The organism is Sphingomonas sp. AC435 (assembly GCF_979253005.1).
The window spans coordinates 24,196-46,842 of the sequence record NZ_CEEDCJ010000003.1; the positions used below are offsets into that span (position 1 = coordinate 24,196).

A 22,647-nucleotide genomic window follows, 5' to 3' on the forward strand; every position below is an offset into this window, starting at 1 on the left:
GGTCGGTGGGGCCGTCACGTTCTATACTGAACGGTATATAAACGGCGTGACAGGTTCGTCAATAGCATTGTGTACCGACAGGTATGTTTCGCGTCCAGATCGCTCATTCAAGCATGCCCGGAACCCCCCGACTCTCCTGACGTACTGAGTCCCGAACAACCCCAAGGACTTCGGCATGAGCAAATCGACCAGCGACTTCATCGTCGAGCGTCTGAAGGCGTGGGGCGTAACACGGATCTACGGTTACTCCGGCGACGGCATCAACGGCGTGCTGGGCGCGCTGCAACGCGCGGAAACGGCGGGCGATGGCATCGAGTTCATCCAGGTCCGGCATGAGGAGATGGCGGCGTTCATGGCCACCGCGCATGCGAAGTTCACCGGTGAGCTGGGCGTGTGCCTGTCGACCGGTGGGCCGGGCGCGACCCACATGCTGACGGGGATGTACGACGCCAAGCTGGACCATGCACCGTTGCTGGCGATCTGCGGGCAGGCCGAGTCGACGGTGCGCGGGGCGGTGTACCAGCAGGAACTGAACCTCGACCGCGTGTTCGCCGATGTCGCGGCATTCGTGCAGGAGGCCGCCGCGCCGGCGCAGATCCGGCACCTGATCGACCGGGGTCTGCGCGTCGCGATCGCGGGCAACACCGTCACCGCGCTGATCTTCCCGAAGGACGTGCAGGATGAACCGTGGCAGGAGCCGGCGCGCGCGCATGGCTTTACGCGCTCCGGTCCGGGCTATTCGCGGCCGTTGGTGGTGCCGCAGGAGGCGGACCTGCGCCGCGCCGCCGAGGTGCTGAACGCCGGGTCGAAGGTCGCGATCCTGATCGGCGCGGGCGCTCGCGAGGCGGCGGCGGAGGTGGAGCATGTCGCCGACCTGCTCGGTGCCGGCGTCGCCAAGGCGCTGCTGGGCAAGGACGTGCTGCCCGACGACCTGCCCTTCGTCACCGGTTCGATCGGGCTGCTCGGCACGAAGCCGTCGTCGGACATGATGGAGGGGTGCGACACGCTGCTGATGATCGGTACCGGCTTCCCGTGGGCGGAGTTTCTGCCGAAGGACGGACAGGCGCGGGCGGTGCAGATCGACATCGCCGCCGACATGCTCGGCCTGCGCTATCCGGTGGAGGTCAACCTGCACGGTGGCGCTGCGGAGACGCTGCGCGCGCTGCTGCCCTTCCTTCAGCGCAAGGCGGATCGTGGCTGGCTGGACGGGATCGTCGACGGGATGCGCGACTGGCACGAGACGCTGAAGAAGCGGGCGTTTGCCGCTGCCAGCCCGGTCAATCCGCAGCGGGTCGTGTACGAGATGTCGCCGCGCCTGCCCGCCGATGCGATCGTCACGTCCGACTCGGGGTCCTGCGCCAACTGGTATGCGCGCGACTATCAGGTGAAGCGGGGGCAGCGATCGTCGCTGTCGGGCGGGTTGGCGTCGATGGGGGCGGCGGTCCCCTATGCAATCGCGGCGAAGTTCGCGTTTCCTCACAAGCCGGTCGTGGCGCTGGTCGGCGACGGGGCGATGCAGATGAACAACATGGCGGAGCTCATCACCGTCCAGAAATACTGGCAGCGCTGGGCCGATCCCCGGCTGATCATCTGCGTTTTCAACAACGAGGACCTGAACGAGGTGACGTGGGAGCAACGCGTGATGGAGGGCAATCCGCGCTTTGCCACGACGCAGGACATTCCCGACGTCCGCTATTCGCAGTTCGCGGAGATGATCGGGCTGACCGGAATCTTCGTCGACGATCCGGAGCAGCTCGGTGCTGCGTGGGACCGGGCGCTGGCGGCGGACCGGCCGGTGGTGCTGGAGGTGAAGACCGACCCGGAGGTCGCACCGCTGCCGCCGCACGTCACGTTCGAGCAGGCAAAGGCGTTCATGTCGTCCATGGCGAAGGGCGACAAGGGTGCCGGTCGCGTGATGATGGAGACGGTGCGCCAGCTGGTCGGTGGGCATCCGAAGGCGGACTGACGGGTTCGGGGTCGCTCCTGCGAGTGCGAGCGGGTAAGGAGCGGCCCGTGTTTCGTCGTTCCAACCTTCTCGTCGCTGTGCTTCTGACGTGGCTGATCGCCGCGCTGCTGGTGGTCTCGCCGCTGGCTGCGCAGACCGACGATCCGGTCGGTGGCGTGGTCACCCACCTGTCGACGGCGTCGAACGAGGTGCGCGCGGTCGAGCGTGCCGCCGACACCGTCGACACGCGCGAGGATCGCGCCGCGCTGACCGATCGCCTGTCGGCGGTGCGCGCCACCGCCGCCGACGCGGGCACGACGCTGGACGCGCAGATGGCGCTGGTCGATGCCAAGATCGCGGAGATCGGCCCGGTGACGCCCGGTATCGTCGACGCGCCGGACATCGCCGCGCAGCGCAAGTTGCTGGCGCAGCGGCGCGCGACGATCGACTCCGCGATCCGCCGTGGCAAGTTGCTCAACGTCGAGGCGCAGCAGCTCGCCGATCGGATCGCGGCGGATCAGGCGGCAGAGTTGGGGCGAAGCTGGAGGACGCGTAATCCTTCGCCGCTGACACCGGGTTTCTGGGCGGCGATCGTAGACGCGACGCCACGCGATGTCGGCCGCGTCGCGCGCGTGCTGGAACAGGTGATGGCCGATATCGGCAGGGGCCTGATCGGCGGCGGCGGCTGGATCGCGCTGCTCGGCGCGGTGGTGGCGGTGGTGCTCGGCTGGCCGGCACGGATCGCGCTGAGGGAGGCAGGGCGGCGCTACGCGATCGGCGCCGCGCCCGGCCATCGGGTGCGGCGCACCGGATACGCGATGTGGCGGCTGGTCACGGGGACCGCGCTGCCGACGCTGGCGGCGCTGGCGGTGGCGCAGGGCTTGCGCTGGTCCGGCCTGACGGGCGCGACCGTCGAGCCGATCCTGAGCGCGGCGCTGTTCGCGATCGGGATGGGCGCATTCATCGGCGCGCTCGGCGGGGCGCTGCTGATGCGCAGCCAGGGATCGTGGCGGCTGCTGCCGATCGACGACGATGTCGCCCGCGCGCTGATGCCGTGGGTGTGGGTGCTGGCGGTCCTGACGTCCGCGGACATCCTGCTGTCGGCGACGGTGGAGGCGATGCGGTTGAGCACGACCGCCGTCTTCGTGACCGATTCGGCGATCGCCACGGTGAGACTGCTGGCGATCGGCGGCCTGTTGTTCACGCTGGGCCGGCTGCGCAGCCGTGCGCGCGCGGAAGCGGAGGCGCAGGCCGTCGCGACCGAAGCGCCGGCGGTTAGCGGCGCGGGCGCGGCACGGGCAGGGGTCGGCGTCATCACGCTGGTCGTGTGGCTGGTGACGCTGGCCAGCGCCGGGGCGCTGCTGATCGGGTATACGACGTTCAGCCTGTTCCTGACCCGGATCGCGATCGAGTGGCTGGCGATCGTCATCGGCACCTTCTACCTGTTGCTCGCCTTCGTCGACGATGTCGTCACGTCGGTGTTTTCCGCCGACAGCCGCACCGGCCATGTGCTGGCGCGCGGCGTCGGCATCCGGCCGAGTGCGATCGACCAGTTCGGCGTACTCATGTCCGGAGCGCTACGGCTCGGGCTGGCGCTGGTCGCGATCGTCATGCTGCTGACGCCGTTCGGATCGGGCGTGGACAGCACCGTCGAGCGCTTCGGCACCGTCGCGAGCGGCATCACCGTCGGCGATGTCAGTATCTCGCCCGGCGCGATCATCCGCGCCGTCGTCGTGCTGGTCGTCGGACTGGCGCTGGCAAGACTGTTCCTGCGCTGGCTGAACGACCGTTACCTGCCGACGACGGCGATGGATGTCAGTGCGCGCAATTCGTTCGCGATGATCGCCCGGTACATCGCCATCATCCTGGCGGTCCTGTGGGGGCTCGCCTCGCTCGGCATCGGCATGGAGCGGATCGCGCTGCTGCTGTCGGCGCTGTCGGTCGGCATCGGCTTCGGCTTGCAGGCGATCACGCAGAACTTCGTATCCGGCCTGATCCTGCTCGCCGAGCGGCCGGTGAAGATCGGCGATCTCGTCCGCATCGGCACCGACGAGGGCGACGTGAAGCGGATCAGCGTGCGGTCGACCGAGATCGAACTGGCCGACCATTCGACGCTGATCGTGCCGAATTCGGAGCTCATTACCAAGACGGTGCTGAACAAGACGATGTCGAACGCGCTGGGTCGGTTGCAGGTGCAGTTCTCTGTCCCGCTCAACGTCGAACCCCAGCGTATCCGCCAGATCGTACTCGACGTGTTCGCGGCGGAGCCGACGATCCTCGACGACCCCGCGCCGGTCGCCTTCATCGACAACATCGTCGACGGCCGCATCCTGTTCAACTGTTTCGCCCACACCTCCAGCCCGCGGACCTCCTATCCGGCGCGCAGCAGTGCGCTGATGATGATCCTGCAAAAGCTGGCGGAGGAGCATATCGATGTGGGCACGGTGCCGCAGCAGTTGCAGTTGCTGCCGGCGCATCGGCGCGACGACGAGCAAGGCCACCACGACCCAATCGGCTGATAAAGCGGCGTTCCCTGTCCGTTCCTTGGCTGCTATAGGCGGGTCATGCCCGACGGATCGGTACGCAAGATCATCCATGTCGACATGGACGCGTTCTTCGCCTCCGTGGAGCAGCGTGACGACCCGTCGCTGCGCGGCAAGCCGGTTGCTGTCGGACATGGCGCGGCGCGCGGCGTGGTCGCGGCGGCGAGTTACGAGGCACGTGCGTTCGGGGTGAAGTCCGCGCTGCCGTCGGTGACGGCGCAGCGTCGATGCCCGGACCTGATCTTCGTACCGCCTCGGTTCGACGTGTACCGCGCGGTGTCGCGTCAGATCCACGCGATCTTCGCGGAGTTCACGCCGGTGATCCAGCCCCTGTCGCTGGACGAGGCGTACCTGGACGTGACCGCGAACCTAGCGGGGCTGCCGACCGCCTGGGCCACCGCCAAGGCGATCCGCGCGCGCATTCGGGAGGAGACGGGGCTGACCGCGTCGGCGGGTATCTCGTACAACAAGTTTCTCGCGAAGCTGGCGTCCGATCACCGCAAGCCGAACGGCCAGTTCGCGGTGACGCCCGACATGGGGGCTGATTGGGTAGAGACGCTGCCGGTGTCGAGGTTCCACGGCGTCGGCCCGGTGACGGCGGCGAAGATGAAGCGGCTGGGGATCGAGACGGGGGCCGACCTGCGCGCGAAGTCGCTCGACTTCCTTGAACGGCATTTCGGCAGTTCGGCGGGCTGGTATCACGCGATCGCGCGCGGTGAGGACGACCGGCCGGTCAATCCCAATCGCGTGCGCAAGTCGTCGGGGTCGGAGACCACGTTCGACCGCGACCTGACCGACCCGGCCGAGATCGAGGCGGGCGTGCTGCGCATGGCGGACGATGTCTGGTCGTGGTGTGAAAAGACGCGGATGTTCGGCCGCACCGTGACGGTGAAGGTCAAGTTCCGCGATTTTCGGCAGATCACCCGCAGCCGCAGCCAGACGGGTGCCGTGGCCGATCACGCGACCCTGCGCGCCGCCAGCCTCGACCTGATCCGGTCGATCTACCCGCCCGAAACCGGCATTCGCCTGGTGGGCGTCACCGTGTCCAACTTCGAGGATCCCGCCGATCGGGATGCCGCCGGGCTACCCCTGTTCGACGCTTGATCGCTTACCTTGCGGGGCGAAATGGCCGCGGGGCGAGGTCGTAGCGGACCCTTCGCAGAAACGGCGGACCGGATGCCGCCGGGTCGGCCGCGTAGACGGTCAGCCCCGGCTCTCCGATCGCGATGCACCCGGTGTCGAGATCGGCCAGCGCCCGCTGCATGTCGCGCTGCCCCGACAGCCAGCGCGCGCGCACCGATTCGGGCGAGAAGTCGAACGCCTTGCCCACGACCTCCTCGTCCTGATCCGTATAGGCGATGTGCAACAGCGTCACCGACGCAGCATCGCCGCGTCGCGTGCGTTCGTCGAACACCGCTTGCCACGCGGCGATCGCCCGTCGGCTTTGCGTCGCGAAGATCAGGTCCTGCATGCGCTCGGCGGCTTCCGTCACCGTCGTGGGGGCGGGACGGTGGAGGGGCAACAGGTCGATCGCGATGCAGAGCAAGGGTCGTTCCGGGGGGTCGGCGAGGACCGCATCGAGCGGCAGGTTGGCGGAGACGCCCGCATCCGCGATCAGGCGACCCCCGATCCATTGCGGCGGAAACGCCGGCGGCAGCGCGCAACTCGCCCGCAGATGCGCGATCGACAGCGGATCATGCGCGGTGTCGAACATCACGTCCTCGCCGCTTTCGAGATCGACCGCCGTCGCGGTGAACCGCGGCGATCCGCTATTCAGTCGGTCGAGGTCGATCGACTGCTCCAGCGAGCGGGCGAGGGGTGCCGTGTCGTAGAGGCTGGGCGGCTCCATGTTCATCGTCATGGCGCGCGGTGTGAACAGGCCGGGCCGTCCGGCCGCCGCCGCGGTGGCCGCCGCGGCGGACCGGCGCATCGTCTCGCCTGCCGTGAAAAGAGGCGGTCCGGATGCCGGCCGCCAGAACGATCTCAGCGCCGCCAGCCGCTCATCGCGACGATTGCCGCAGATCAGCGCCCCGACGATCGCGCCGGCCGAGGCACCCGCCACCCGGTCCGGCTCCAGTCCGCGGTCGTGCAGCGCCTCGTAAACGCCGCCGTGATAGGCCCCCAGCGCGTTGCCGCCGCTGAGGGCCAGCGCCAGATCATGGCCCGTAGGGGTGTCGCTCAATGGCTGGCCGTCTTCCCGGCGGCACGGCGGGCGGCGTATTTCAGCGTCAATGGTGCGTTGTGCTCGTCGATCCAAGCGGCCATCGCCTGTTCCTCCCGCAGCGACGTCTGCAACAGCGCGGTCGGTCCACCGAAGCCGCCCGCGTCCGCCAGCGCGATCAGCGACGTGTAGCTCGCCGCCTCGAAATTCTCGAACGCATAGTTGGCGAAGCTGTTCTTCAGGATTTCGTCGGGCGCGAACACATGCGCCAGCGCGGCGAGGTTGCCGGAGATCGACAGCGCGAAATCCTTCACCGCCGAATGCGTCTCTCCGAAGCCGGACAGGATTTCCTCTACGCGCTGGATCTGCTGCTCGGTCTCGCCGCGGTGGCGGCGGAGCGCGTCTTCAACCTCCGGATAATCCGCGAGATGGTCGAGCTGTCGGTCGATCAACGCCAGCGCCTGATGTTCGACGCCGTGGACGTTCTTCAGGCCGGTGACGAACAGCGATTGGACGACGTCGTTGGGGAGGGTGGCCATGCGGCGCTCCTTATCGTGCAGTGTTTAACCACCCCCCGAACGCCTCGGCCTTTGCAAATGTCCATGTAAAATCAATCACTTGATGCAGGTTACAGGCTCTCGGCCTACGGGACCAGCCCCGCCGGCGTCATGCGCAGCCGGGTAAGGTCGAGCCTGGTCTGCTGGCGGTAGAATTGCGCGATACCACGCCGGAACGATTCCAGCCGCCCGTCGCGCTTGGCGGCTGCGACGGAAGTGCCGACCGCGAAGGCGGAGACCTTCAGTTCCTCGCCGACGCGGGTCCGTGTGTCCGGGTTTTTCATGGCGGGATTGACGAGGAGGTTGCCCGCAACCTGACGCCGCAGCCCCTTCATCTGCGCCTGTGTCGCGTCGCCTCCCGTGATCGTCTCCCACCCGATCGCGAGGAAGGTCGCCATGATGTCGGCGGTGTCGTTCACGTCGAGCCCGGGCGTGCGCATCGCCGCCTGCATCTCGCCCGTGATGTCGCGCCCCTGAAATCCTGCGGTGATCGCCGCCGCTTCCTTGGGACTGCTGCCGGCCACCCCGGCAAGATAGGCGTCGACGGCGCGCTTCCGGGACGCGGGCGTGCTGACGAACGGCAGCCGCGCATCGGACGCTCGAGGCGTGGCGGCGCTGGTCCTGGCGGCGCGCTGGCGCGGTGTCGATGCCCGGGCTGATCGACCACGCCGCTCGCCACGCGCGGTTTCCTCGACCGACAGGCCGTCGATGACGCTGCTGGTCAGCGCCTGACTCTGCGTCGAGAAATCCATCGGTGACATATAGGCGTCCTGCGCAGCCGCCGGACCTGCGGCCAGCATGACCAGACACAGTCCGGCGAAGAAAGGTTTCGTCACGGCAATCCCCTTTTTCGTTGCTCCCAAACGATAGAAGCCCGGACTTCCCGTCAGGTTCCCGCTCGGTCACGGGTGGTATTTCACGGCGGATGCGCCGACAGTCCAGGTCAGGGCGACGCGATGATCGCCGGCGGGAGCAAGGCTTGCACGAGACGACCCTGGACAGGCCACGCTGGCGATCGGTCGGTTTGCTGGCGGCGTTCGCGCTGGCGAACATCGGCGGGGTGATCGCGTATTTGCCGCTGCTGACGCTGTTGCTGCCGATCAAGATCGACGTCATCGCCGGCGATGCGCGGATCGGCGCGCTGACCGCGGCGGTCATCGCGGGATCGCTCGCCGCCAGCGGTTCCAACATCGTGTTCGGGTGGCTGGGCGACCGCTTGGTGGAGCGGGGACGTGGCCGGCGCGCCGGAATGGCGACCGGGTTGGCGGCGACGATCGCCTCCTATGCGCTGGTCGCGATTGCCGCCACGCCGGTGGCGCTGGTGCTGGCGATCGTGGTGTTCCAGATCGCGGTCAACGCGCTGCTGTCACCCCTGTTCGCGTTGATGGCGGAGGAGGTGCCGGACCGCGACAAGGGCGTCGCCGGCGGGCTGCTGGCGCTGGGCAATCCCGTCGCCTCCGCTTTCTCGGCGGCGGTCGTCGCGACGCTTGTGCTGGGGGAGAATGGCCGGCTCGCGGCGGTCGCGGTCGCCATCGCAGCCTGTTTCCTGCCGCTGATGATGCGCCGATCCGCGCCGGTGGTGGTGGCCGAAGCGGAGGTGGCCGCGTCGGCGCTCGACGACCGCGACCTGATCGTGGCACTCGGCGCGCGCCTGCTGGTGCAGGTCGCGAGCGGCGTGCTGTTCGTCTACCTCCTCTATTACCTGCGCGGGATGTCGCCGGGCGAGGATTCGTCCACGGTCGCGACGCGCGCGGGGCAATTGCTGACGATCGCCTTCATCGCCCCGCTGCCGGTGGCGGTGCTGGTCGGGCGGGTGTCCGATCGCGTCGGCCGCCGCAAGCCGTTCCTGCTCGGAGCCGCCGTCGTGGCTGCGGCGGGGCTGCTGGGCATGGCCGGGGCGGACGGCGCGATCGTCGGCGCGACGATGTTCGGGCTGTTCGTGATGGGGCATGCGGTGTTCCTGTCGCTGCATTCGGCGTTCGCGATGCAGTTGCTGCCGAACCCGCGGCGGCGGGGGCGCGATCTGGGCCTGCTCAACCTGGCCAATACGCTGCCGTCGCTTCTCGGGCCGCTGCTGACCTGGTGGCTGGCGACACCGACAGATTTCGATGCCGTGCTGATCGTGCTGGCGGTGCTGACGATCGGCGGCGGACTGGCGATGCTGGCGGTGCGGGGGCGGCGGTGACATGCCGACCTTGATTCTGGTCTGGCTGTTGGTCATCAACCTTTGGACGATGCGCTGTTTCCGGCACGACAAGCACGCTGCGATCCAGGGCCGCCGCCGCACGCCGGAAAGCGAGCTGCTCGGCCTCGCCTTGCTGGGCGGGTCGCCGGGCGCGTTAGCCGCGCGTCGCCTCGATCGGCACAAGACGCGGAAGGAGCCGTTCTCCACGCAGCTGAGCGTCATCGCCGCGATCCAGATCGGTGCGGGGGTGGGGCTGTTCTTCGCGTGGTAGTCAGCCGGCCGCAGCGTTGCGTTCGAACACCTCCAGCTGCGCCGCAAATGCCCGCCGGAACGCCGGTCGCGCCTCGCCGCGTGCGACATAGGCGGCGATGTTCGGATACTCGTCCAGCAGGCCGGAGCTTTTCAGCCGCCGCAGGACCGCGATCGTCAACAGATCGCCGGCGCTGAACGCGCCGTCCAGCCAAACCGCATCGCCCAGGCGGCGGGACAGGTCGCCCAGTCGCGTCCGCACGCGGGCGTCGAGCATCGCCTGCCGCTCCGCGAACCACGGACGGTCCTGCTCAAACAGGGTTGCGAGCGAGCGTTCGACGATCGGCGGCTCGATCGTGCTCAGCGCCGCGAACATCCACGCGATCGCCCGTGCCCGCGCATCGGCGTCGTGGGGCAGCAGCCCGGCATGACGTTCGGCAATGTGCAGCACGATCGCACCGGACTCGAATAGCGTCAGGTCGCCGTCCCGGTAGGTGGGGATCTGGCCGAAGGGTTGCGCGCTGCGATGCTCCGCCGCCTTGACCGCCGCGAACGACAGGAGCTGTACGTCGTACGCCAGCCCCGCCTCCTCCAGCGCCCAGCGCACCGGCATGTCGCGCGCCAGCCCGCGGCCCCGATCCGGCGAGGCCTCGAACGCGGTGATCGTGATCGTCATCAAGTCGTCCCCTCCCTGCGTGGAATAGCATCGTTCTGGCTGTTTAACGACTTCGCAAGCTGGCCGGCCAACAGTCGGGGGTCAGGGGAGCGAAGCATGCTGAGCAGGGCCGATCTATCGCAGGAACATGCCGAACTCGCGCGGCTCGCCGCCACACTCGGGGCGCAGGCGCGGTCGGACCGTCCCGACGTGGCCGGGGTAGCGGGGGTGCGGTGGCAGTTGACGCGCAAGCTGTTGCTGCACCTCGCGAAGGAGGACAAGCTGCTCTACCCGAAGCTGAAGAATGGGTCGCACCCGGTCGCGGCGCGGCTGGCGGAGCGGTTCAGCGACGACATGGGCGGACTGGCCGCGACGTATAACGCCTATGTCGCGAAATGGTCGGCGACGCGGATCGAGGCGGAGTGGCCCGCCTTCTGCGTCGAGACGCAGGCGATCGTCGCGGCGCTGAGCGACCGGATCGCGCGCGAGGAGCGCGAACTCTACCGCCACATCAATTGAAGCCGTCAGCCGGCGACGAGATCCGCCAGATACGGATGCGCGAGCACGCGGGCGGCGTTCTTCGCGCCGATCGCGTGGTCGGCGACCAGCCGGTGCCCTGCCACCGTGCGGTACAGCGCCACGGTTTGCCCGATCCGCGCGAAGGTCGCGCCAGCGGCGGCGGCGCGGGTGTAGAAGTCCCAGTCATTGCAGTTGTGAAAGCTGGGGTCGAAGCCCGCGACCGTATCGAACGTCCCGCGGCGGACGATCGACCAGCTCGGCCCGATCACCCCGCCGGTCGCCAGCGCGCGCCGGATATCGCCGCCGTCCCAGCCGCATTCCGGCTCCCCCGGCGCGCCGCCGCCCTCGACCCGCGCGAAGCGGCCGACGATCACGTCCGCCGTCTCCGTCACCGGCCACGCGAGCAGCGCCGCCGCCGCGCCCGGCAGCCACACGTCGTCGCTGTCGAGAAACGCGATCCACGGCGACGAGCACAGCGCCGCGCCGACGTTGCGCGCGTTCGACGCACCGCCGTTGCGCGGCAGCACCATCGCCTCGACGCTGGCGTGCCGCGCGGCCAGGGCGCGGATAACCGTGCCGCCGGCGTCGCGCGATCCGTCGTCGACGATCACGATCCGCGCGGGCGGCTGCGATTGCGCGAGCACGCTCGCCACCGCATCCGCCACGACATGCGCCCGGTCGAAACACGGGATGACGACGTCATAGGCGGGCAGAACGGGGGCGAGCGGGATCGGATCGTTGTGAGGCATGATGTCGCTTGGCAGGAGAGGGGTTAACGCCCGCCGAAACGGACCTTGGCTCCCATGTAGAAATACCGGCCCAGCGAGGGAATGGGCAAATCGTAGCTATCCTCGTCCGGCTTGCGATCCGCCAGATTGTTGACGCCGCCATACAGTGCGAAGCCGCTCGGCAGCGCATACTGGACCTGCACGTCATGCTGCCACAGCTCGTTATAGCGCAGCAGGTCGGCGGGCGCGTAATCGGGATTGTTGTCGGTCGTGTTCTTCGAGAAGCGACGGACGCGGTCGAACCAGCGCAAATTGTAGCTGAGCGTCAGCCCCTCCAGCGTCCAGCTGGGCGAGAAGACGAAGTTGTATTTGGGCCGACCCGGCTGATCGACCTGATCCTCGACCTGCGCACCCGGCGTCGCGACCGTGTCCAGCCGGTGCAGGTAGCCGCCGACGAAGCGGATGTCGAAATCCCCCGCGCTGCCGGCGCGCACGCGATAGGCGATGTTGAGGTCGAGACCGGCGGTGCGGAAGCGCGAGACGTTCTGCGGCTGCACGGTGAAGCCGCTGATATAGCCCGTGCCCTGCTGCCGGCTGATCGCCGCGCAATAGACGTTGTCGACGGTCGGCTGGTCGACGCACAGTTCCGCGATCGTCTGCGCACCGGGCGTGCTGATCGCGTTGCGCAGGCGGATATCGTACCAGTCCGCCGCGATCGTCAGGCCCGGTACGAATCGCGGGCGCAGGACCGCGCCGGCGGTCCAGGTCCGTGCCGTCTCCTCGCGCAGATCGGGATTACCCTGCTGCGATCCGGGGATGAACGACACCGCGTTGGGGTTGTTGGCCGCGGTGAAGCCGGCGAGATTGCCGCCCGCCGCCGCGATCAACGCGGCGCAGTTGGCGGCGCGTGTGGCGGTGCCGTTGCCGCGTTGCTCCGGATAGCAGGGGTCGGTGAAGAAGCTGCTGGCTCCGGTCAGCGGCGTGAACAACTCGCCGATGTTGGGGGCGCGTACCGCCTCGCCGTAACTGCCGCGGAAGCTGATGTCGCGAATGGGCGCATAGACGCCGTTGAACTGATAGGCGCGGGTCGATCCGATCGTCGAGTAATCCGAATAGCGGCCGGCGGCGCCGACCGACAGTGTCTCGGCGAAGCGCTTCCCTTCCAGGATTGGGGCGTTGACCTCTCCGAAGGCTTCCCACACGTCGAACGCGCCGCGCGACGGCGTCGGAATCACGAACTCGTCATATTGGTAGAACAGGCCGCGCGTCAGGTAATCGTTGGGCGAGAAGCTGCTGCGTTCCTTGCGATACTCCGCGCCGGTCGCAAACTGCACCGGTCCACCGGGCAGGCGGAAGAACTGGCCGAGATCGCCGGTGATCGACGCGTTGACGACATGCTGCTCGATCCGCGCCGCGCTGCTGTTGTCGAGCTGGAAGAAGTCGAGGCTGGCGGGATCGGCGGTGCCTGCACCAAAGGTGTTGATCGGGATGCAGTCGCTGCCCGCGCCGGGGGTGAAGGTCACCGCGGGCGTCTGCAACGCGGCGGGGTTCAGGTTCGACCGGCACGTCGCGCGGCCGGTCGCCGGATCGATCACGGCGTCCAGCGCCGCCAGATAGCGGTCGTTGAGCCGATCATTGATCTTGGTGATGCGGACATCGGTGCGGCCGTAAGTGTAGTATACGTCATAGGTGGCGTGGTCGGAGATGCGGCCGGTCAGGTCCGCGACGCCGCGCCACGTCTGCCGCCGGTCGCTTTCGCCGTGGCGCCCGAAATCGAGATTGTCGCGCACCGACGATACGCTGGTCAGCCCAGCCGCAAGCGCGGCGTTGCGGATGCTGGCGGGGAGGAACGCGTTGTCGAGCGTGAAGGTGGCCGGGTAGTTGCCGGTCGGGCTGTCGAACGTGGTCGCGCGGACCTGCACGAACTTGCCCTCCAGCGACAGTTTGGCCGCGTCGCTGAAGTCGTAATGCGTCAGCACGTTCGCGCCGTGGCGGCGAATGCGCGGCAACAGGTCGCCGACGAAGCCCGCGACCGGCGTCGCGTCGCCACCGGTGGCGTAGAAGGCGGCGGGGGTACCCGGGTTATAGAGCTGGCCGTCACCACGGAACAGCGTGCCGGCGACATCGATTAGGCCGAAGGGCGACTCGCCCGGATAGCGCAGATCGCCCTGCAGCACGTTGTCCGGCACGTTCGGATCGTCGCCGACATCGGCGTCGTTAGGGATCAGGTAGCGGCGGCGGTTCTGGCGCAGGTAGGACCGGTCGTCGTTCGCCAGCGGATCGTCGGCGTTATATTCGTATGCGACGGTGACGTTGCCGCGGCCGTCGCCGAAATTCTGCCCCGCCTGGATCGATGCGAAGCGGTTGGCGGCGTCGCCCCGCTGGGAGATGCCGAACTGGCTGCGCGCCGACACCCCCTGAAAATCGCGCTTCAGGATGAAGTTGACGACACCGGTGACGCCGTCCGCGCCGTAAACCGCCGACGCGCTGCCGGTCAGCACGTCGACGCGCTCGATCAGGTCGGTCGGAATGGAGTTGATGTCGACCGCGGCGGAGTTGATCTGGCCTGCGACATGCCGGCGGCCATTGACCAGCACCAAAGTCCGCGCCGGCCCCAGACCGCGCAGGTCGAGCAGGTTCAGCCCCGCTGCGCCGAACGGCTGAGAATTCAGCCGGTCCGATCCCGCCGTCTGCGTGCTGTCGACCGAATTGGTCAGCGCCGGCACGCGTTGCAGGAAGTTGGTGACGTTGGTGTTGCCCGATTGCTGGATGTTGGCCGCATCGAACGACACGATCGGGTTCGGCGCGGCGAAGTCCGGCCGCACGATGCGCGATCCCGTGACGACGATGTCGGCGGCTTCCGGCTCTGCCGGGGTTGTGGCCTCGACCGCCGCGTCCTCGACGGGTGCGGGCGCAGGTGCGGTCTGGGCATGGAGCGGCATCGCGATCACGGCGGCGGTGCCGGCCAGCCACGCGCGGAAACGGAACGAGGTCATGTGGTCTTCCCCTGCCGACGCAGCCCCTTGGCCGTCGTCGTCGTCGCACGCGTGAACGGTTGACGTCATGCGATCAATCAACTGGATCGTGCGGGACGCTTCCAAATCCTCGCGAAGAAACATGGATCACCACTTGATGCTGGCCGGTGCCGAAACCGCCTGCCACAAAGCGCGCATGAAGTGCGGGCGCGAGCGCGGCGGCGGCGTGACGCGACGGGGGGTGCTGGCCGGGGCGGCGGCGACCGGGCTGTCCGCCTGCACCGCGCGCCGCGATCCGAACGCGCTGCGGCTGTGGGCGATGAGTTACGAGGGGGATTATTCGCCCCACCTGATGCCCGCCTTCACCCGCGCGACCGGTATTCCGGTCGAGGTGCAGTCGCTGCCCTGGACCGCCGCGCACGAGAAGCTGCTGACAGCGCATGCGGGCGGTGCGCTGCCGGACGTGATGATGCTGCCGAACGGCTGGGTGGGCGAGTTCGCGCTGGTCGGCGCAATCGCACCGGTGGCGGACGGAGCGTTGCTGGGGGATCTGTTCCCCGCCACGCTGGCCACCGTCGAACAGGGCGGCGTCGCGCATGCGGTGCCGTGGTCGGTCGCGCCGCAGGTGCAATTCTATCGCCGCGACCTGCTCGCGGACGCGGGCTACGATGCGCCGTCGGAGGATTGGGCGGGCTGGCGCGAGATGGGCCGGCGGCTGAAGCGGCGGCGACCGGACGATTACGCGTTCCTGATGCTGTTGAACTGGTGGGACGCGCTGTTCACCTTCGCCAGCCAGACCGGCACGCCGCTGCTGCGCGAACGCGATACGCGCGGCAATTTCCGGAATCCGGCCTTTCGCGAGGCGCTGGCCTTCTACCGCTCGCTCTTCGACGAGGGGCTCGCGCCGCCGATCGTGTCGACCGAGATGCAGGACCCGCTGGCCGCCTTCGCACAGGGGTATTTCGCGATCTATCCGAGCGGCCCGTCGCTGCTGCTCGACCTGCATCGCCGCCGCAGCGAGATCGCCGCCGATCGCTGGGGCGTCGCGCGGATGCCCGGACCGCGTGGTCCCGGCCCGGTGTCGGGGGTCAGTGCGGCGCTGGCGGTGTCGCGCACCTCGACGCGGCCGGATGCGGCGTGGGCGCTGGTCCGGCACATGACCTCCGCGGCGACCGAATTGCGCTTCCAGACGCTGATCGGCAATCTGCCCGCCCGGCGCAGCGCGTGGTCCGACCCGCAACTGACCGCGCCCGCGCTGGCGCCCTTTGCGGCGCAGATGCTCGACCTGTCCGTCGACCCCAACATCGTCGAGTGGGAGCGCGTCCGCATTGAGGTGCAGTTGATTGCCGAACGCGTCGTCCGTCACCTGATGACGATCGACGAGGGGCTGGCGACGATGGACCGCCGCGTCGACCAATTGCTCGCGAAGCGCCGGGCGCTGGTGCAGGCGGGAAAGCGGGCATGACGCGTCAGGAACGCGCCGCGTGGATGTTCACCGCCCCGGTGCTGGCGATCATCCTGCTCGTGCTGGTGCTGCCGACCGTGCTGGCGCTGGCGCTCAGCGTCACCGACTACAGCCTCTACGCGCTGGCGGATTGGTCGAACCTCGGTTTCGTCGGGTTCGGCAATTTCACCGATCTCGCGCGGACGCCGCTGTTCTGGCGGTCGCTGGCCAATACCGCACTGTTCGCCCTACTCGGCGTGCCGGCGGCGATCGGACTGTCGCTGGCGACCGCGCTGCTGCTAGATGCGAAGACGGTGCGGTGGAAGCCGCTGTGGCGCGTGCTGCTGTTCGCGCCCTATGTCACCAGCGTCGTCGCGACCGCGGTCGTCTGGCGTTTCCTGCTCAACACGCGGTTCGGGCTGGTCAATTATGCGCTGGGCTGGGTCGGCATTCCGCCGGTCGACTGGCTGGGCGATCCGCACGCGTCGATCCCAGCGATCCTGATCTTCGTGACGTGGAAGATTTTCGGGTACAACATGATCGTCTTCACTGCGGCGCTGTCGGCGGTGCCGGGCGACCTGATGGAGGCGGCGCGGCTCGATGGGGCGGGCCGATGGGCGCGGTTCCGCCACGTCACGCTACCGGCGATCGGGCCGACGCTGCTGCTGGCCGCCGTGATGAGCGTCGCGGGCTTCCTCCAGATCTTCGCGGAGCCGTACGTGATGACGCTGGGCGGCCCGGCGCAGAGCACCACGACGGTGCTGTATTTCATGTATCAGGAGGGGTTCACCTGGTGGAATCTTGGCCGCGCGTCGGCGGTGGCGTTCGTGCTGTTCGTGCTGATCCTGATCCTGACCTTCGTACAGGCGCGGATCGGGCGGCGGTACGAATGGCTGTGAAGCTGAAAGCGATCCTGACCAACGCGCTGGTCGCGGTGATGACGCTCGTCGTGACGCTGCCGCTGGCGTGGATGGTGACGGTGTCGTTCATGCCGCGCGGCGAGTCGAACGCGTTCCCGCCGCCATTCTGGCCGAGCCGCTGGAGTCTGGAGAACTATCACGAACTGCTCGCCCGGCGGCTGATCGACGGGGCGTGGTTCGATTACCGGATCGTGCCGGCGATCGGTAACAGCCTGTTCGTGGCGGCGATGTCGACGCTGCTCGGCCTGCTGCTGACGGTGCCGGCCGGCTATGCCTTTGCCAAGCTGCGGTTCCGGGGGCGTGAACGGCTGCTGAAACTGCTGATCGCATCGCTGGTGGTGCCGGGGCAGGTGGCGATGCTGCCGCTGTTCCTGATCTTCAAGCAGCTTGGTCTCATCAACAGTTATGCGGGCGTGATCCTGCCGTCGCTCGCCGGCATCTTCGCGGTGCTGTTCGTGCGGCAGGCGACCCTGGCGATCCCGGACGAGATGATCGACGCGGCGCGGCTGGACGGCGCGAGCGAGGCGCGCATCTTCCGCACGATCGTGCTGCCGCTGCTGACGCCGGTCACCGTCACGCTGGCGCTGTTCATGTTTCTGGGCAGCTGGAACGACTTTCTGTGGCCACTGATCGTGCTCGCGGATCAGCATCTCTACACGCTGCCGGTCGCGGTCGCGGCGATCGCGCGCGAGCATGCGGCGGACGGCGAGCTGATGATGGCGAGCGCGGTGGTGACGACGATGCCCGTGCTGCTGCTGTTCCTCGCGCTGCAACGCTATTACATCGGCGGGCTGCTGGGCGGCAGCATCAAGGGGTGATCGCGCGTCCCTCCGCATCGAACAGGTGCGTGTCGGTCGGATCGACCCCGAACCGCAGCGGCTCGCCCAGCGTCACGCGACGATCGCCCGGAAGTTGCGCGACGATCGTGTCCGGGCGGGTGCCGAGATGCGCGAAGGACAGCGGGCCGAGCCGCTCGAACAACTCCACCGCGCCGACGATCAGCCCGTCGTCCGCGGCGAACAGATGCTCCGGCCGGATACCGAGCGTCGCGACGCTGCCCGTCACGCCGCGCGCGCCGACGCTGACGATCGCGCCGTCCGGAAGCCGCACCGCGTCCGGGGCGACGACCGTCACCGGGATCAGGTTTATCGCCGGTGAGCCGATCGCCTTCGCCACCGCCAGATTGGCGGGGCGGGCGTAGAGGTCCAGCGGCGCGCCGACCTGCTCGACGCGGCCGTTGGCCATCACGACGATTCGGTTCGCCAGCGTCATCGCCTCCAGCTGGTCGTGCGTGACGTAGATCATCGTCGCGCCGAGTTGCTGGTGCAGTCGCGCGAACTCGTGCCGCATCCGCACGCGCAATTCACTGTCGAGGTTGGACAGCGGCTCGTCGAGCAGCAGCACCTGCGGCTGGCGGACGATCGCGCGGGCGATCGAGACGCGCTGTCGCTGACCGCCCGATAAGGCGCGCGGCTTGCGATCGAGCAGGTCGGTCAGGTCGAGCGACGCGGCGACAGCGGCCACACGCTCGGCGATCTCGTGCTTGGAGCGACCGGCGACCTTGAGCGGAAAGGCGATGTTCCCGGCGACGGTCAGATGCGGGTAGAGCGCGTAGGACTGGAACACCATCGCCACGCCGCGGTCTGCCGGCGCGGCATCGGTGACGTCGCGGCCACCGATCGCGATCCGGCCGGCGCTCGGCGTCTCCAGCCCGGCGATCAGCCGCAACAGCGTCGACTTGCCGCAGCCCGACGGCCCGACGATCACGACGAACTCCCCGTCCTCGATCGTCAGATCGGTCGGCGAGAGGACATGCGTGTCGCCGAAGCTTTTCGCCAGACCTGAAACGCTTACGCTCGCCAACCCGGCTCTCCCTCGTTGCCGTCCTCTATCGAGGCGGGGCGGTAGGCAAGGGGTGGGCGGTAATGTCGGATACCGGCCAGGGCGTTTTTCCACGTGTTCCCGCGAAGGCGGGAACCCAGTGCCCGGGCATGCCACGCTGGTGAGGCACAACTGGGCTCCCGCCTTTGCGGGAGAACATCGATCGATCGCAGGTTACCGCATCAATCCCGCCGCGCGCATAGCCCGGTCGATCGTGTCCTGCACGCCCGCCGGCATCGACCCCAGCGACGGCATCTCCGGAAAGGCCGAAGCCTTCGCCGGCTCCTCCGCCGTCCGCTCAACGCTCATCCGCTCCGTCAGGCCCCACGATCGCGCGATCGCCAGTGTGCTGGAGATGCCGACATCCAGCATGTACGGCCCCGCATGTCCTAGCGCGGCGGGATCGACGGGCACGCCGTGGCCCATGCCGGCAATCGCCCATTGCTCGACCGCATCGCGCCCCGCGGCGTCCGCCCACACGCGGCGTTCCCAGCGCGGACCCGTCTCGACCCGGCTCGGGGTGGCAGGAAGTCCGTGGACGGTGCGCCACTGGCCGGTCAGCCGGTCCATATTCGCCGCGGTGACGGTCGAATCCGCGCTGCCGTGCCACACCGAAACGCGCGGCCAGCGTGCAGCCTCGCCAGCAGCGCGCACCGCGTCCGCGGCAACATTGTCAGCGGCCAGCCCGTGTCCGCGCATCCGGTCCAGCGCCTGCGACACGTTCGATGCTGAACCGTAGGGCAGCCCCCCGATGATGGCGCCGCCGGCGAACAGTTCCGGATACGTCGCCAGCATCACCGCCGTCATCGCCCCGCCCGCGGACAGCCCGGTGACGAAGACGCGCGCCGGATCGATGCCATGCTCGGCAATCGTCGCGCGGGTCATCTGTGCGATCGACTGAGCCTCGCCGCCCGTGCGGCTGATGTCGCCCGGCTCGAACCAGTTGAAACAGACGTTCGCGTTGTTGCCGCGCGCCTGTTCGGGCAGCAGCAAGACGAACCCCTCCGCGTCCGCCAGAGCCGACCAGCCGGTGCCGTGATCGTACCCCGCCGCGGTCTGCGTACAGCCATGCAGCGCCACGACCAGCGCCGCGCCCGGCTTCAGGCCGGCGGGCACATGCAGCCTCGCCTGCAACGCGCCGGGATTGCCGCCGAAGCCGGTCAGCGTGCCCAGCCGGTCGCTACCGCCCGCACCGCCCGTGGAGGGCATGGAGGGCGGCTGGAACTTGGCCAGGCGGGCCAGCGTGTCGGAGATACGTCGCATGTCTGCTCCTCATGAGCCGCTCGCGCGACCGATCATCGCCTGGATATGGTGGCTATGCTGCGCTGCACAATAAGCGCTCGTCTTTAACGGGGGGTCAACCATATCCGAGTAGTCGGTCGACATGCGCTTCCGCCTCAGCCTGTCGATCGCCGCCACTGTGGCCGCCACGGGCTGCGCGCCCGAACAGCGCGTGCGCGTCGTGCAGGCGGTGCCGCCGCCGGCCCTTTCGAAAGCGCAGGCCAAACTGCTCGCCGATTTCGGCCTGACGCCGGACCAGCAGCCGGAAACGACGATTGCCACCCCGGCCGCGCCCGCCGAGCCGTTCACCTCCGCCGCCCGCTCCCTGTCGGATGCGAACCGCGCGGAGGACTGCCTGACCGCCGCCATTTACTACGAGGCGCGATCGGAAACCGACGACGGCCAGCGCGCGGTGGCGCAGGTCGTGCTCAATCGCGTCCGCGACCGTGCGTTTCCATCGAGCGTCTGTGGCGTGGTCTATCAGCGCTCGTCGACGGGTTGCCAGTTCAGCTTCGCCTGCGACGGGTCGATGGATCGCCAGCGCGACATCGGCTCGTGGGAGCGCGCGCGCCGCGTCGCCGCCGCCGCCCTGAGCGGTGCGGTCTATGCACCCGTCGGTGTCGCGACCTTCTATCACACCTTCGCCGTGTCGCCCTGGTGGGCCCCCAGCCTGTCACGCATCGGCCAGATCGGCGCGCATATCTTCTATCGCTGGCGCGGGGCGATGGCGGGGGCGCTCAGCCTGCGCCAGCGTTATGCCGGCGTGGAACCAGGCACCGACACGCTGCTCGCCGCCGCCGACCCTCAGCCGAGCGGCGATACCGTCCACGGCGTGGCTATCCACCGCGGCTCCACCGACACCGCCGCCGCCGAGCCTGCCGCCGAGCCAACCGCGGAGCCGGTGAAGCTGGCGTCGATGTCGGGCGTGCGAATCCACCGCGGTGTCGCGATGCCCGGCGGCGACATGAATATGGCCGCCGCCGAATAGCCGGTCAGCAGCGGGTCGCCGTCCGCACCAGCCTCAGCGTCGTGATCCCCCGCGGCGGCGCGACCGCGCGGATCGTGCCGCACGCCTGCGCCGATCCGGTCGTCTCCGCCTTATGCCCGGCATCGGTGACGACCGTCTCGACGCGCCACGCGCCGGGTAACGCCATTACGAGATTGCGCGGCGACCAGCCCGGGTTGACGTGGACCAGCGCCACCTCCGCGCCGTCCGCGCTCGACGCCGCGACGCTGTCGACGTCATCCACTTTGACCAGCGACATGCCGGGCCTGATGTAGCGGCTGAAGTTCGCCATCGCCCAGTATTTGGGCGTGATCGTGATCCGGTGCGGCCCCGCGGCCGCGGCGCGCAGGTCCATCTTGATCAGGCCCCAGTTCGACCCCGGCTTGCCGTCGCGCGCGCTGTCGTCCTCGACCGCCTGCCAGAACACCCACGCGGAGGGTTCCAGTTTCTTGAGGTCGCCGACGATCCGTTCGCCCAGCGCCAGCGCGGGGCGGATGTCGGTGAAATCTTCGACCGTCTTGTCGGCGGACAGGTCGACCTCCGACATCCACAGCCGGATGTTGGCCGCCCGCGCCGCATCGCGCACGCCGCTCTGGTTCAGAATGCCGTACGAGTGGACGTTCAACTGCCCGATCCGCGCACGCGTCGCGGCCGGGTAGCCGGCCCAGTCGTCGAGGAACAGGTTCGAACTCGTCTCGTCGGGGGCGGAGACGACGGTCTTCAGCCCGCGCGCCTTGAGCGCCGCGTCGCTGGCGTCGATCATCATCGCCTGCCGCGCGGGCGACCAGTGCGCTCCCTCCTGCTTGTTCGCGGCGAACCAGTAATCGGTATTGGGCTCGTTGACCGGCGACAGCGTGCGGAACGCGATTCCGTGGCGGCGCTGCAATTCCTCGACCACGCGCGCGAGATAGGTTGCAAACGTCGCTTCGTGGCCGGGGCGGAGATTGTCGTCGGTCGCCTTCTCCGCGCCCGACACCTTGCCGCTGACCGTCATGAACCAAGGGGGCGAGTTGGAGAACGCCTCGTAGATCGGCGTCTTCACGCGGACCCGGATCGCATCCAGCCACCAGCGTTGCGACGCGTCGGCCGACCAGTCCCACATCCGCGCTTCGTCGGCGCGCCACCAGTCGTTACCCGTCGTCCCCGCGGGTTGCCGCCAGAAGCCGGGGATCGCACCGCCGACGCGCAAGTACCCCGACGTGCCCGGCGGATTGCCGCCGCCGATATTGTACCGCGCGATCGTCCAGCCGAGCCCGTCCGGTCCGTAGAACAGGTCCGCCAGCCGGTTGCGCGTCGCATCCGGATAGCCGCCGGTGATGCTCGCGAACCACGCCAACGCGGTTCCCCACCCCTCGAACGGCGTGCCCGGATGCTCGACATCGACGCGGATCGGCAGCGTCACGGCGGGATCGGCCGCCAGTGCGGGCGCGGCCGTCAGGGAAGCCACCGCAGCGGCCAGGATCGTGCGGCGTGACATCGTCATTCTGTACCTCTCCCGCCAATTGAATGGCGTCTGCAATCGTTCGGGCAGGCACTGCCTACCAGTTGCGCAACCCTATTTCATCTGTATTGTCATACAAGATCAGCAGGCTGGTGAG

General features: G+C 68.6%; 19 protein-coding genes. 10 read left to right on the forward strand and 9 right to left on the reverse strand.

Annotation, left to right across the window (positions count from 1 at the left end; translation table 11 throughout):
* Positions 1–175 precede the first annotated feature (175 nt).
* From AC0CH8_RS06545 to dinB, 3 genes are read left to right on the forward strand one after another with little or no spacing between them, the layout of a single operon-like run.
* On the forward strand, positions 176–1,966 hold the full coding sequence (locus AC0CH8_RS06545) for a thiamine pyrophosphate-requiring protein (protein WP_465239182.1): 1,791 nt from the start codon (positions 176–178) through the stop codon (positions 1,964–1,966).
* A gap of 47 nt (positions 1,967–2,013) precedes the next feature.
* Positions 2,014–4,464, forward strand: coding sequence for a DUF3772 domain-containing protein (locus AC0CH8_RS06550; protein WP_465239183.1), 2,451 nt, complete (start codon positions 2,014–2,016; stop codon positions 4,462–4,464).
* A 45-nt stretch (positions 4,465–4,509) separates the two neighbouring features.
* Positions 4,510–5,592 (forward strand): DNA polymerase IV, encoded by a 1,083-nt coding sequence (gene dinB, locus AC0CH8_RS06555; RefSeq protein WP_465239184.1) that lies wholly within the window; start codon positions 4,510–4,512, stop codon positions 5,590–5,592.
* A gap of 4 nt (positions 5,593–5,596) precedes the next feature.
* Here the strand turns inward: dinB and AC0CH8_RS06560 are convergent, their stop codons facing one another.
* The 3 genes from AC0CH8_RS06560 to AC0CH8_RS06570 all read right to left on the reverse strand — a co-directional run bounded on the left by AC0CH8_RS06560 (position 5,597) and on the right by AC0CH8_RS06570 (position 8,042).
* Entirely contained in the window at positions 5,597–6,670 is a 1,074-nt protein-coding gene (locus AC0CH8_RS06560; RefSeq protein ID WP_465239185.1) for a patatin-like phospholipase family protein, read from the reverse strand.
* The gene (locus tag AC0CH8_RS06565) at positions 6,667–7,188 is read right to left on the reverse strand and encodes a ferritin-like domain-containing protein (RefSeq protein ID WP_465239186.1); all 522 of its coding nucleotides are present in this window, start codon (positions 7,186–7,188) and stop codon (positions 6,667–6,669) included. The genes AC0CH8_RS06560 and AC0CH8_RS06565 overlap by 4 nt, the downstream gene beginning before the upstream one ends.
* Before the next feature lie 104 nt (positions 7,189–7,292).
* The gene (locus tag AC0CH8_RS06570) at positions 7,293–8,042 is read right to left on the reverse strand and encodes a DUF6683 family protein (RefSeq protein WP_465239187.1); all 750 of its coding nucleotides are present in this window, start codon (positions 8,040–8,042) and stop codon (positions 7,293–7,295) included.
* 143 nt (positions 8,043–8,185) lie between these two features.
* Between AC0CH8_RS06570 and AC0CH8_RS06575 the strand changes: the two genes are divergently transcribed.
* Together AC0CH8_RS06575 and AC0CH8_RS06580 are read left to right on the forward strand one after the other, a co-directional pair.
* Positions 8,186–9,391, forward strand: a complete 1,206-nt coding sequence (locus tag AC0CH8_RS06575) for an MFS transporter (RefSeq protein ID WP_465239188.1) — start codon at positions 8,186–8,188, stop codon at positions 9,389–9,391.
* 1 nt (position 9,392) lies between these two features.
* Complete coding sequence (locus tag AC0CH8_RS06580; protein ID WP_465239189.1) at positions 9,393–9,662, forward strand: DUF1294 domain-containing protein; 270 nt, start codon at positions 9,393–9,395, stop codon at positions 9,660–9,662.
* On the opposite strand, the gene AC0CH8_RS06585 is transcribed toward AC0CH8_RS06580, so the two are convergent.
* Positions 9,663–10,316: a glutathione S-transferase family protein gene (locus tag AC0CH8_RS06585; RefSeq protein ID WP_465239190.1), complete on the reverse strand. Its 654-nt coding sequence runs from the start codon at positions 10,314–10,316 to the stop codon at positions 9,663–9,665.
* Positions 10,317–10,412: 96 nt separating this feature from the next.
* Between AC0CH8_RS06585 and AC0CH8_RS06590 the strand changes: the two genes are divergently transcribed.
* Positions 10,413–10,814: a hemerythrin domain-containing protein gene (locus tag AC0CH8_RS06590; RefSeq protein ID WP_465239191.1), complete on the forward strand. Its 402-nt coding sequence runs from the start codon at positions 10,413–10,415 to the stop codon at positions 10,812–10,814.
* A 5-nt stretch (positions 10,815–10,819) separates the two neighbouring features.
* Here the strand turns inward: AC0CH8_RS06590 and AC0CH8_RS06595 are convergent, their stop codons facing one another.
* Both AC0CH8_RS06595 and AC0CH8_RS06600 read right to left on the reverse strand, forming a co-directional pair.
* Positions 10,820–11,563 (reverse strand): glycosyltransferase family 2 protein, encoded by a 744-nt coding sequence (locus tag AC0CH8_RS06595; protein ID WP_465239192.1) that lies wholly within the window; start codon positions 11,561–11,563, stop codon positions 10,820–10,822.
* Between the two features lie 23 nt (positions 11,564–11,586).
* Complete coding sequence (locus AC0CH8_RS06600; protein WP_465239193.1) at positions 11,587–14,538, reverse strand: TonB-dependent receptor plug domain-containing protein; 2,952 nt, start codon at positions 14,536–14,538, stop codon at positions 11,587–11,589.
* A 121-nt stretch (positions 14,539–14,659) separates the two neighbouring features.
* Here AC0CH8_RS06600 and AC0CH8_RS06605 point away from each other — a divergent pair, with 121 nt between their 5' ends.
* From AC0CH8_RS06605 to AC0CH8_RS06615, 3 genes are read left to right on the forward strand one after another with little or no spacing between them, the layout of a single operon-like run.
* Positions 14,660–15,982, forward strand: a complete 1,323-nt coding sequence (locus AC0CH8_RS06605) for an extracellular solute-binding protein (RefSeq protein WP_465239194.1) — start codon at positions 14,660–14,662, stop codon at positions 15,980–15,982.
* Positions 15,979–16,860 (forward strand): carbohydrate ABC transporter permease, encoded by an 882-nt coding sequence (locus AC0CH8_RS06610; RefSeq protein ID WP_465239195.1) that lies wholly within the window; start codon positions 15,979–15,981, stop codon positions 16,858–16,860. The genes AC0CH8_RS06605 and AC0CH8_RS06610 overlap by 4 nt, the downstream gene beginning before the upstream one ends.
* A complete protein-coding gene (locus AC0CH8_RS06615; protein ID WP_465239196.1) occupies positions 16,851–17,699 on the forward strand; it encodes a carbohydrate ABC transporter permease in 849 nt (282 codons plus the stop codon). Before AC0CH8_RS06610 ends, AC0CH8_RS06615 begins: the two co-directional genes overlap by 10 nt.
* Here the strand turns inward: AC0CH8_RS06615 and AC0CH8_RS06620 are convergent.
* Both AC0CH8_RS06620 and AC0CH8_RS06625 read right to left on the reverse strand, forming a co-directional pair.
* A complete protein-coding gene (locus tag AC0CH8_RS06620; RefSeq protein ID WP_465239197.1) occupies positions 17,689–18,744 on the reverse strand; it encodes an ABC transporter ATP-binding protein in 1,056 nt (351 codons plus the stop codon). The genes AC0CH8_RS06615 and AC0CH8_RS06620 overlap by 11 nt on opposite strands.
* Positions 18,745–18,936: 192 nt before the next feature.
* Positions 18,937–20,025 (reverse strand): extracellular catalytic domain type 1 short-chain-length polyhydroxyalkanoate depolymerase, encoded by a 1,089-nt coding sequence (locus tag AC0CH8_RS06625; RefSeq protein WP_465239198.1) that lies wholly within the window; start codon positions 20,023–20,025, stop codon positions 18,937–18,939.
* 121 nt (positions 20,026–20,146) lie between these two features.
* Between AC0CH8_RS06625 and AC0CH8_RS06630 the strand changes: the two genes are divergently transcribed.
* The gene (locus AC0CH8_RS06630) at positions 20,147–21,031 is read left to right on the forward strand and encodes a cell wall hydrolase (RefSeq protein WP_465239199.1); all 885 of its coding nucleotides are present in this window, start codon (positions 20,147–20,149) and stop codon (positions 21,029–21,031) included.
* A gap of 4 nt (positions 21,032–21,035) precedes the next feature.
* Here AC0CH8_RS06630 and AC0CH8_RS06635 read toward each other — a convergent pair whose 3' ends face one another.
* Positions 21,036–22,532, reverse strand: a complete 1,497-nt coding sequence (locus tag AC0CH8_RS06635; protein ID WP_465239200.1) for a glycoside hydrolase — start codon at positions 22,530–22,532, stop codon at positions 21,036–21,038.
* Between the last annotated feature and the right edge of the window lie 115 nt (positions 22,533–22,647).